This is a genomic window from Chryseobacterium sp. Leaf180 (assembly GCF_001424585.1).
Classification (GTDB): domain Bacteria; phylum Bacteroidota; class Bacteroidia; order Flavobacteriales; family Weeksellaceae; genus Chryseobacterium.
Genome location: NZ_LMPJ01000004.1, coordinates 1 through 10,129, shown reverse-complemented (window position 1 = coordinate 10,129; position 10,129 = coordinate 1). Strand labels below are relative to the sequence as shown.

Genomic DNA, 10,129 nt, shown 5'->3' with positions numbered 1-10,129 from the left:
ACAGGAGAGATGTTATAAAGATCGAGAGAAAAATGAGAAATTTCATGCGGTTAAATTATTGTTTTATTATAACGAATACGGTCTCCAAATAAAGTAAAATTTTATTATAACATGCTAAAAAGATAAGTGCTTTTTATAATGACAATGGGGAAACGTACTAAAGTTACAGGGATTTAGATTTTAAATAAATAAAAAGTTTTGTCACGCTGTTTTCAGTATAGGAAATAAATAGGAAAAAAATCTAGCTGATTATTTTTTTAATACTGATCTTTCCTTTAAAAACTAATGCTAAATTTATCACTGTATAATGCATTATTATGATCAGTAAAAAAGAATATTTGAAAGCACTTAATATTGTTGTTCAATATTGGCAGCAGGATAACAAATACGCTAAAGATGCAGAAGAAATGAAAACCAATCCAATCTCGACGGTCTTGTTTAGGGAGGTTGCCAGTAAAAGGTTATACAATATTCTAAAAGAAAGTTCTTTTATTCCCTGGGAAAATGAGCCTACTGTATCGGAGGTTAAGACTGCTGTCAATTCAGTAGGGTTGATGCAATTTAGAAAACTCCGCGGACATGCAGGCCTGAGTCCCACCGAATATAGGAGCGGAAGCAGCATCCGGGGGCGGGTTCGAATATGTAAACAAGGCGGAAAACAGCTGCGGCATATTCTGTACATGTGCGCCTTAAATGCCAAGAAAACCAATACTCAATGCAAAGCACTTTTTGACCGTTTAGCGGAAAGAGGAAAAAACAAAAAAGCAGCTGTCATTGCGGTGTGCAACAAGCTGCTCAAGATTGTATTTGGGGTGGTAAAAAACAAAATAATGTATCAAGATAATTTTATGGCAAAAAGTGCTTAAAATGTTTGGTTTTTTACACAGTTCATGTTATCTGCAGGCAATTTTTATAAATTCAGACTGGATTTTAATTTTTTAAAGGCTTTTTTACAATCGTCATCATTGTTGTATGAATAAATAATAAATGTTGAATCTTGAGCAACAGCAGAATAAGATATTCCTGAGTTTCCAGAAACAAATGAATTAGATTTAAATTCCACAAGTTTTTTTAAATAAATTCTAATACCATTTTTTTCATTTTCTTTGATTTCATTTTCTTTACTTTTTACAATTTTGGGATTTTGATTCCCATTACTACAATCGTAGTCAGTTTCTTCATATTTTGCAAAAAGTTTTTTACTATCATTTTTATTAAAAACTGTTATTTTTTCAGTATGACCTCCCCATTCTCCACATTCATCAAAGCGAGTTTTTATTGTTAAATGGATATTCTGGTTATTTTTAGAATTTCCAAAATAGCCATAAAAATATTCGTTGGAATTTGAAGTATTTTCAGAATTATTACAAGAAAATAAAATCATTGAAACTAAAAAAAATGGAATCGCTTTCATTTATGCGGAATTTTGTATTTGCTTGCAGATAACGTTTTGGGGCTTTGCGATGGTGGGGCAATCGAAGCTGAGACTTTCAACTAAACTACAAATTTCAACCGAAGCACAAAACATTAACTTTTGACTTTCCGCCTGCTATTGCCAAACCCTTGTTATCTGCAGGCTCTTTTATTTTGTTATTTCATCAATAAAACTATGTAATTTTTTCAATTCAACGCGTCCTCTATTTTTTTCTCCAAGAAGACAAGTTGCAACAATTACCATTTTTAAATCAGGCACAATACAAATAATTTGTCCACCATAACCAACAGCAACAATAGCTTGATGTCCATTTGTTTTTCTTCTCCACCAATAATATCCATATCCGTTTGCATTTGGCAAAACGTCCCAAGAATCTAGTTTTACTTGTTCTGCAGTAGATTCCTCAATCCATTTTTCTGAAACAATTTGTTTATTTCCTATTTTTCCTTTATTTAAGATTAGAGTTCCAAATTTTAGCATATCATTTGGTTTCATAAAAAGTTCAGAACCTGCTAAATTTGTATTCAAAACATCAGTATCCCATCTGTCAATTTTTAAAGATAATGGTTCAAATAGATTTTTATCAGCAAAATCCTTTAAGCTAGATTTTACTATTCGAGAAAGTGAAGCCCCAAAAACATAAGTTTCTCCAGAACTATAATTAAATGTATCTCCAGGATATTCTTCAAATGGTAATTCCAACATAAATTTTACGGGGTCAGAAGAAAACCCCATTGCAGTAGAGATTTGGCTATTTTCCGTATAATTAAAACCTCCCTGCATTGTCATTAAGTGCCTTAATGTAACAGTTTTTCTGATGGAGTCATTTTGCATTTTTCCTTCAATATTAGAAATATTTTTGAATTTACTTCTTGGAATATCATATTCGGGAAGTATTTTCAAAACAGGTGTTTTTAAATCAGGAAGCATTCCCTTGTCTCTTGCAATTCCTGCTAAAACAGAAGTTACACTTTTGGTCACAGACTTTACATTAAAAATAGTTTCTTTATTAGTTCCGTGAAAATATTGCTCATAAATAACATTCCCATTTTTTGAAACGATAAAAGAACCAATACTTGGAATAGAATCATTTATTTTTTTAGTAAATTCTTGAAAAAAAGATTTTGATAATTCTTTACTTTGAGTTGTTTGAGATTTCAGATTTGCAGAAAATAAAGTCATAGAAGTTATGACAGAAATTTTATAAAATAACTTGATATTCATTGTATTTATACACGATTTTTAATAAGCTTGCAGGTAACGTTCTGGCGCTTGGCGAGGTTGGGGAATAAACATGCGGGATTTTTCGGTTAAAGACAAATTTTCCAGACACAAAACCATCTTTAAATTAAGCCTAAAACCCCAATCTAGCCAAACGGCTGTTGCCTGTCAGTGCTTTTATTCGGTTAGTTTTCTTCATTTTTTATAAAATATTTCGAAGTAAATACGTTTTCTGCCACTTGTTGAGTGTATTTCTTTACCCAATCTTTATAATAGTATTCGGCGTAAAGAATATCATTTTTTAGTTTGAATTTAGCAAATGGTTTACCTATTGTTGGAAAATCTTTTAAATTAAATGTGTTACTTGTTCCGTTGTCAAATGAACAATCCATATTGTTTGACCATATCATTTCAAACTCATTTTCACTAATTTTTTTTATAGGATAGAAATACATACATTGTCCGTGGTATTCAAATGCTAAACCTCCTTCACTAATATGTAAAGTAACTATTGTATTCTTCCACTTTCTATAAATTAGAATTTTTTCTGTTTTGTATTCTTCACGATTTATGAATTTTATTTCAATAATTTTCCAAATAGCGTCCTCTTTTTCTAAAAATATTTTTGATAGCGGCTCGTCTTTTTCACCATAATTTTCATAAATATCTAAAGTTGCAAGATTATTATTAATTTTTTTTATATTTTTTACTGAAAAACTACTTGGCGGCTCTTGACTTTTTATCCAATACATATAATAGAAATCTCCACAATATTGGTCATAATCGTAAGCTTCAGCATTTTCGTAATCTGAATAATCAATTGTAGAAATAAATTCTGAGCAGCTTAATAATCTTTGTTTTTCTTTATTAATAAATTTTTCAGAAATAGATCCTAATTTTCTTAATGATTTAAAATAACCGATAGTATCAATTAAGCATTTTTCATTTTTATCTTTGATGACTCCACAATTTGGAAAGTCATTTTTGAAATACCACTCATAAAAAGATTTTCCATTTTGTTCAATGTTTTTTATTTCGTCAATAGGTTTTTCTTGAGTTTTTGGTTCTGTTATATTCACATTATTTTTATCTTCTGTCTTTGCGTTACAGCTTATAAATAAAATGGTTATGATTAAATATAATGTTTTTTTCATTTTGTTAGTCGTTTTGGACGCATTGCAGGCAACGTTTTGGGGTTTTGCGATGGTGGGGCAATCGAATCACAAATCTTCAATTTTGCACAAAAGTTGAACCGAAGAACTGCCGTTGAACTTTGCAGTTTCGCCCCACTATCGCAAAACCCTTGTTAGCAGAAGGTTTTTTTTAACTCATTTCTCGATTTTATATAAAAATAAATCATAAATAGATTTAAAAATGTCGGAATAAGAAATAGGAGTAAAGTATTTCTATTATTAAAACTTATAATTTCATAGTTAAAAATAAAAATTAAGTATGTCCAAAAAATATTTGTAATTAACATAAAAATTGCTGATTTTTTGACGTTTTTTAAATGCCGAGTTAAATGTTTATATTCAGATTCTATTTGAGATGATTCCATTAAGAAAATAAATCCGATATAAGAAATTGAAAATAACAGAAAAATAAGTCCAAACAATAATTGAGATTATGGTGAATATTTTATTTATTTTATATTTAGATTCAATGAAGCCGAAATATGTGATTGAATCATAAATAAAGAAAATTAGAATTATTGAAATTACTAATCCTATAAGGTCAAATCTGAATTTTTCAAATAATTTCTTTATTAATTTCATATTCAATTTTTATAGTATTTAGTTTTATGCGGAATGTTGGATAAACTTTCTGCTAACGTCCCGCGGCTTGGCGATGTGGCGGCAATCGAAGCACAAAAGTTCAACTTTGCACAAAATTTCAATCGAAAAAGTAAACTTGAATTTAGCACAAAACCCGCCATATTGCCAAACCGATGTTAGCACCAGGCGTTTTATCCACCGTTAATATTTGTTGTCTTGTTGTCAAAATTGTTCTTCGTTTTGTCCGCCAATATTATATTTCATTTTCTGACCCATACTGTTCGTCACATAGCCCGCAACACTTTCTTCTTTTTTTTGCCCGTTGGATAAATAGTCAATGCTTATTGAACAGTCGCCAGTTATGTCAACCCAAACCGTTTCACTTTCTCCAATTTTTAATTTGTCAATTTGTCCACCGCCACAGCCAATGATATTTATGTTTGTCAAAGTTGTCTGTGTCGAGTTTGTGAAAGTAATTCTCATCGTGTTTAGCAAAATCATAGCTACCCAGCAATAAAAAAGCATTACTGGAATGTTAAGCAACATAAGTCCACAAGTCGTAAATAGTTTTTTTCTGTTGTCTTTGTCCTTGCTGGCTTTAACTAAAATAGAAATTAAAATCCCAACGTTTATCAGACCTGTCAATGCGATAAAGCCATAACCAAGAAAAAGTAGTTCAAACGAAGAAGTCAAGAAGTAAAGTCCGAAAATAGCTGTTCCAAGCAAGAATGAAATTAGTGCTGTTTGTCGTCCGAGTTTTATGTGTCGTTCTGTCGTCATACGCTTGGTGCTAACGTTTTGCAGATTTGCGATGGGCGGGATTTTTACCACTAATGTTTATTCGGAGTACAGAATTTTCGGCTATCACTAAACTGTCTGCGGAGTGCGAAACCCCGCCTATTGCAAATGTGCTGTTATAGGCTGGCTTTTTAGTCTCCATAAGCAATTAGTCCGCTTTGTTTTTTATCAGCAGTGTCAAATAATTGAGTTAACTTTTTTACGTCAGTGTCAGCTTGTAATTGCTTTTGAATAACAGTTTGTCGAATTTGTTTAATTAGCAAAGTCCCTAATCTGAAATCTGAGTAATAGTCAAATCGTCTGTCAATGATTCCTTTATTCTGCAAATTGTCAAATGTTTTGTCGTCAAGTCCACCAACAAACTCAAGTCCTAATTGCTCAGGGTGGTTTGGTTTTGCTTGGTCGTCTTTTATGATGTAAAAATCTAGCATCGTGTCTCGCTTTTAAGCTTGCCTATAACGTTTTGCGGCTTTGCGATGGTGCGGCTTAATATGATAAATCTTTCTATTATAAACTAAACTTCAAAATCTCTATAATCTCTAAACTTGCGAAAATTCCGCACTATTGCAAAACCGATGTTATGCGGCGTTCTTTCGTGTCAATATTTTGATTCCATCTTTTTTCAATAAGTAAATAATTCCAAAAATTAATCCGATAAATCCACCGTAATAACTCCCAGAATTCATATATGCGGCATTAACATAATTTTGTGGATGTTGAATTCCAAAATCAATAAAAACTCCTGAATTTTCCCAACCAATTAAAAAGTTCGCTATTAGAAAACCTATTAAACTGCCCAATATTGCAAACGCTATATTTATTAATATTGTCAGGTAAATATTTTCCAATTTTTTAGAATGCTTTAAAAATAAAAAAATTATTGCATAAATAAATCCTATAATTAAACCCACCCAATAAGTTCCAATTATTCCAACAATAGATGCTTCAATTCTTTTATTTGATATATTTAAATTATTAGTTCCAAAATTTCCAAATAGATAATATTCAAAAAATTCATTTGAAATAGTGTATGAAATTTGATTATTAATTATACCAAATATGCTTGCAATTATCGTCGAAGAAAAGATAATTAATATAAATGTAAAAAATGTGCGGATTGTTTTCATAGAATGCCGCATAACGTTTCGGGGCTTTGCGATGGTGGGGCAATCGAAGCATAAATCTCCAATTTTGCACAAAAGTTGAACCGAAGAACTGCTGTTGAACTTTGCAGTTTCGCCCCACTATTGCAAAACCCTTGTTATGTACAGTGCTTTTTTTAATTCAGAGATTTTCAATGTAACATTCAAAAAATTGCCTTTCTCTGTAAATTTTTTGATAATTTTCTAATTCTTCAAATTGTTTTAAAGATTTATGTGGAACTAATTCATTTAATTTCGAAAGATAATAACCACTATAAATTTTTGAGATATTATTAAATTCATAGTCTTCTGGTAAATCAAAAAATTCATTACTCCAAGTTGTTCCAAAACTTAATTTTCGTCCGTCATTGAATTCTGCAACAAACGCTGTCCAACTCATTGCAGTTTCGCCATTAATTTTTCTCAAAGTTTCAAAAGGGACGCTAAATCTACTTGTATCTACTTCGTTGATTTCGTAATCATTAACACAATTTCCCTTGGTAACGAAACTTTTTACAATTTCTCTATAACCAAATCCTTTTGATTTATTCGCAAAAATTCCATTTCCTGATTGTTCTTCCTTAAATCTTTTAATTGCGATATCTATAGTTTTAGTTGGATTTCTAAATATTACGCAAGGTAAATATGTCCCATCTTTTAATGTGGCAGAAGCACGATAACCGTCTCCAAAAAACTCATCATTTATCGGTTCAATATTTTCTTTCAAAAAATCTATAATCTCTTTTTGTGACGGTGTTTTCATAGCATTGTACATAACGTTTCGGGGCTTTGCGATGGTGGGGCAATCGAAGCACAAATCTTCAATTTTGTACAAAAGTTCAATCGAAGAACTACCGTTTAACTTTGCAGTTTCGCCCCACTATTGCAAAACCCTTGTTGGTGGCAGTGCTTGTTTTTCGTTCGTTTATTCTTAGGTGCTTTTCGTTTCGTTTTCTGTGTTGTCTAATTGGCTTCCTGTATAAGAATTCTCAATTTGTGTGTCAAAAATTTCTGCATCTTTTCTTTGTTTAAGCTTCCATAACCAATAAATTCCACCCAAAGGAATTCCAAATGTCCAAATAGAACCAAGATAACCCATTGCGCTAAAACTTACTCCAAATAGAATTTGAAAATTTAAAAGTTTGAAAGAAAGTCCCTCAACTGCTGCGTAAGAAATTGCTGGCACATTGAGAAGAATTACAGCTAAATATTTCAACCATTTTTTTGTCAATGTACTTTTCTTGATTTTTCTAATTACAAAAATATTAAAAATTAAAACTGTCAATGGTAAAAGTCCGAACAACCAAAATAATAACATATTCGGTTTAGGTGCTTTTACTTCAAGTGTATTTATATTCAATATTTTCTTTGATTTGTCGTCAAATAAAACTTGAAAAACGCCAAATTCCTTATCGTTAGAAAACTCGATTAGTGCAAGTGTTGTATTTGGTGGCGTGTTTTGACTTTCGATTGTTGAACGTTTTTTTTCAGATTTCATAAGTGAATATTCAAACTTATTATTGCCGAAATTTCTTTCAACTAAACTTCTAAATTGGTCTAAACCTAACTTTAAAGTGTCAATATTTGTATTTTTACCCATTTCACTTTCTAATGCCATCTGAGAAATACATTTGTCATAATCTTTTTTCATAAGAGATTCAACAAATGCTTCGGTTTTGTCTTTGAAAGTAAAACTGTCTTTGATAAAATCGCAACTTGTCAAAAGTGCAAGAGTCAAAACAAGAAAAGAAAGTTTAATTTTTGTCATAAAGTTTTTTGTTAACGATTGTTTCTATAGCATTGCCACCAACGTTTCGGGGCTTTGCGATGGTGGGGCAATCAAAGCGCACATCTTCAATTTTGTACAAAAGTTGAACCGAAGAAATACCGTTGAACTTTGCAGTTTTGCCCCACTATTGCAAAACCCTTGTTACCAGCAGTTATTGTTTTTCAAGTTGCGGAATTTTAAATAATAAAACTAATGCCCAAATTTGTAAAACTGTTTGAACAATGTTAATTATTCCTACAACAGGTTCATTTTTTAAGTTTGCAATTATAAACGGAAACCCGAGAAGTCCCAAAATCAAAATTACTAAGAGAACATATTTAATCCACTCTGTTCCTTTACTTACTAAATATCCTATTCCAAAAACAAAGGCAAGGGAAAATAAGGCAATAAAAATTTTCATTCCATTATCCAAAGTTTCATAAGTCCAGATTAAATTACCAATTCCTAACGCTCCGGACAGATAAATTAAGTCCGAAGATTTCTTATGATTTTTGTGAATAATTGTTTCACTGTTTTTGTTATTTTTATTAATTAATGACATTATTCTTTCGCTTTCTTCGTCTGTAAATTCTCTTCCCCGAGATTTCAAAATTTCATAAGCATACAAATTTGCTTGGGGAACAAATCTATTTCCAATTTCAATATATTTTTCTAATTCTTGATTTGATTTTTGTTCTAAAAGTCTTTTATTTACGCTCATTTTTTATAATTGCTGGTAACGGTTCGGGGCTTGGCGATGGTGGGGCAATCGAAGCACAAATCTTCAATTTTGCACGAAAGTTCAATCGAAGAAATACCGTTGAACTTTGCTGTTTCGCCCCACTATCGCAAAACCCTTGTTATATGATGTGCTTTTTAGAGTGAATTTTTATAGAGTTTGTCAATGTTATTCAATTTTCTGCCTAATAATTTCTCTGCATCTGTCGGTGCATTTTCTATTTGTTTCTTAGATAAACTTTTTTCAAGTTCTTTAATTTCCGTAACAACTTCTTCTTGTTTCAAAATACTGAAATCGACTTTATATTCATTGTAGATTAAATACCATAGATAACTTTGATAATTGTCTTTTTCAAAATATTTTCCGGCTTTGTAAAAATTAGCTAATTCTAATCTTGCAGAAGTTATATTTCCACTGAGTGCTAGTTTTCTGGGTTAGGAAGTTTTGCAAGTTTTAAAATCCATTCTTTGAATTTTGAAATATCCGCATTTACTCCATTTCCTGTCAAATAGCAGTTTACAACATTCCACATACAAGTAGCATCATTGTTATTGGCACATTTTAGTGCGTATTCAAAAGCTTTTTCAGAATTTTGTTCAATTCCTTGTCCGTTACCATAAGCCATCATCATAGCGTAATGCCCATCGTTAAATCCGTTATCAGACGATTTTTTATACCAGTCAACAGCTTCTTTATCATTTTTAATTCCAGCAGTTCCATTCTGTAAAAAATTTCCGTAGTTGTATTGAGCTTCAGCGTTACCAAGTTCAGCTGATTTCTTCAATATAGGGAAAGCCTCACTAAATTTTTGTTGTTGTATAAGTTCTTTTGATTGTTGATTTAACTTGTCAGCATTTTGTCCAAATGCAAATTGACAAGCTGTAATTGAAAGAAAAAATAGGATTTGTAATTTCATCTGCGTTTTGTTTAGCATATCATATAACACCCAAATCTACGCATTGCGCAAATACTGAATATATAATGTTGCGCCTATTCTTTTATATATTTTATGTAAGATTCTGTTTATTAGTTGATTAAATATTGAATATTGTTGGATAAACGCAATGATATGATGAATGAAAATCTGACAGATCAATTCATAGTGATCCTCCGCATGCAGAGATATGCCGAGAAAAGTATTAAAACCTACGCTTCGCATCTCAGCTATTTTCTTAAATTATCTTCCAAACATAAACCGGAAGATATAACCCAACAGCAACTTGAAGATTTTATTGTCTGGCTTGTCGAAAA

13 protein-coding genes are annotated in these 10,129 nt (G+C 31.2%); 2 read left to right on the top strand and 11 right to left on the bottom strand.

The genetic code is table 11. The features are described from left to right. Positions 1-317: 317 nt before the first annotated feature. The gene (locus ASG01_RS07545; RefSeq protein ID WP_055862349.1) at positions 318-866 is read left to right on the top strand and encodes an IS110 family transposase; all 549 of its coding nucleotides are present in this window, start codon (positions 318-320) and stop codon (positions 864-866) included. Between the two features lie 44 nt (positions 867-910). On the opposite strand, the gene ASG01_RS07540 is transcribed toward ASG01_RS07545, so the two are convergent. From ASG01_RS07540 to ASG01_RS16195, 11 genes are all read right to left on the bottom strand, one after another. Beyond that, positions 911-1,414 (bottom strand): hypothetical protein, encoded by a 504-nt coding sequence (locus ASG01_RS07540; protein ID WP_055862347.1) that lies wholly within the window; start codon positions 1,412-1,414, stop codon positions 911-913. 168 nt (positions 1,415-1,582) lie between these two features. Next, positions 1,583-2,659: a serine hydrolase domain-containing protein gene (locus tag ASG01_RS07535; protein ID WP_082498322.1), complete on the bottom strand. Its 1,077-nt coding sequence runs from the start codon at positions 2,657-2,659 to the stop codon at positions 1,583-1,585. Positions 2,660-2,841: 182 nt separating this feature from the next. Next, the gene (locus ASG01_RS07530) at positions 2,842-3,810 is read right to left on the bottom strand and encodes a hypothetical protein (protein ID WP_055862342.1); all 969 of its coding nucleotides are present in this window, start codon (positions 3,808-3,810) and stop codon (positions 2,842-2,844) included. A gap of 843 nt (positions 3,811-4,653) precedes the next feature. Further along, positions 4,654-5,211, bottom strand: a complete 558-nt coding sequence (locus tag ASG01_RS07525; RefSeq protein WP_055862340.1) for a hypothetical protein — start codon at positions 5,209-5,211, stop codon at positions 4,654-4,656. Positions 5,212-5,360: 149 nt separating this feature from the next. Next, entirely contained in the window at positions 5,361-5,660 is a 300-nt protein-coding gene (locus ASG01_RS07520) for a hypothetical protein (protein ID WP_055862338.1), read from the bottom strand. A 147-nt stretch (positions 5,661-5,807) separates the two neighbouring features. Further along, entirely contained in the window at positions 5,808-6,356 is a 549-nt protein-coding gene (locus ASG01_RS07515; protein ID WP_131725336.1) for a hypothetical protein, read from the bottom strand. Between the two features lie 157 nt (positions 6,357-6,513). Next, a complete protein-coding gene (locus ASG01_RS07510) occupies positions 6,514-7,134 on the bottom strand; it encodes a hypothetical protein (RefSeq protein WP_131725335.1) in 621 nt (206 codons plus the stop codon). A 168-nt stretch (positions 7,135-7,302) separates the two neighbouring features. Then, positions 7,303-8,139: a hypothetical protein gene (locus tag ASG01_RS07505; RefSeq protein WP_055862334.1), complete on the bottom strand. Its 837-nt coding sequence runs from the start codon at positions 8,137-8,139 to the stop codon at positions 7,303-7,305. A 172-nt stretch (positions 8,140-8,311) separates the two neighbouring features. Then, positions 8,312-8,860 (bottom strand): hypothetical protein, encoded by a 549-nt coding sequence (locus ASG01_RS07500; RefSeq protein WP_055862332.1) that lies wholly within the window; start codon positions 8,858-8,860, stop codon positions 8,312-8,314. A gap of 155 nt (positions 8,861-9,015) precedes the next feature. Next, a complete protein-coding gene (locus ASG01_RS16200) occupies positions 9,016-9,162 on the bottom strand; it encodes a hypothetical protein (protein WP_238584523.1) in 147 nt (48 codons plus the stop codon). 137 nt (positions 9,163-9,299) lie between these two features. Beyond that, the gene (locus ASG01_RS16195) at positions 9,300-9,794 is read right to left on the bottom strand and encodes a tetratricopeptide repeat protein (RefSeq protein WP_238584522.1); all 495 of its coding nucleotides are present in this window, start codon (positions 9,792-9,794) and stop codon (positions 9,300-9,302) included. Positions 9,795-9,947: 153 nt separating this feature from the next. Here ASG01_RS16195 and ASG01_RS07490 point away from each other — a divergent pair. Beyond that, positions 9,948-10,129, top strand: a 182-nt coding sequence (locus tag ASG01_RS07490) for a phage integrase N-terminal SAM-like domain-containing protein (protein ID WP_131725334.1), incomplete at its 3' end; no start/stop codon positions are given.

Coding starts and splice junctions, on each gene's coding strand:
- ASG01_RS07545 (WP_055862349.1), top strand. CDS start 318: ATGATCAGTAAAAAAGAATATTTGAAAGCACTTAATATTGTTGTTCAA.
- ASG01_RS07540 (WP_055862347.1), bottom strand. CDS start 1,414: ATGAAAGCGATTCCATTTTTTTTAGTTTCAATGATTTTATTTTCTTGT.
- ASG01_RS07535 (WP_082498322.1), bottom strand. CDS start 2,659: ATGAATATCAAGTTATTTTATAAAATTTCTGTCATAACTTCTATGACT.
- ASG01_RS07530 (WP_055862342.1), bottom strand. CDS start 3,810: ATGAAAAAAACATTATATTTAATCATAACCATTTTATTTATAAGCTGT.
- ASG01_RS07525 (WP_055862340.1), bottom strand. CDS start 5,211: ATGACGACAGAACGACACATAAAACTCGGACGACAAACAGCACTAATT.
- ASG01_RS07520 (WP_055862338.1), bottom strand. CDS start 5,660: ATGCTAGATTTTTACATCATAAAAGACGACCAAGCAAAACCAAACCAC.
- ASG01_RS07515 (WP_131725336.1), bottom strand. CDS start 6,356: ATGAAAACAATCCGCACATTTTTTACATTTATATTAATTATCTTTTCT.
- ASG01_RS07510 (WP_131725335.1), bottom strand. CDS start 7,134: ATGAAAACACCGTCACAAAAAGAGATTATAGATTTTTTGAAAGAAAAT.
- ASG01_RS07505 (WP_055862334.1), bottom strand. CDS start 8,139: ATGACAAAAATTAAACTTTCTTTTCTTGTTTTGACTCTTGCACTTTTG.
- ASG01_RS07500 (WP_055862332.1), bottom strand. CDS start 8,860: ATGAGCGTAAATAAAAGACTTTTAGAACAAAAATCAAATCAAGAATTA.
- ASG01_RS16195 (WP_238584522.1), bottom strand. CDS start 9,794: ATGAAATTACAAATCCTATTTTTTCTTTCAATTACAGCTTGTCAATTT.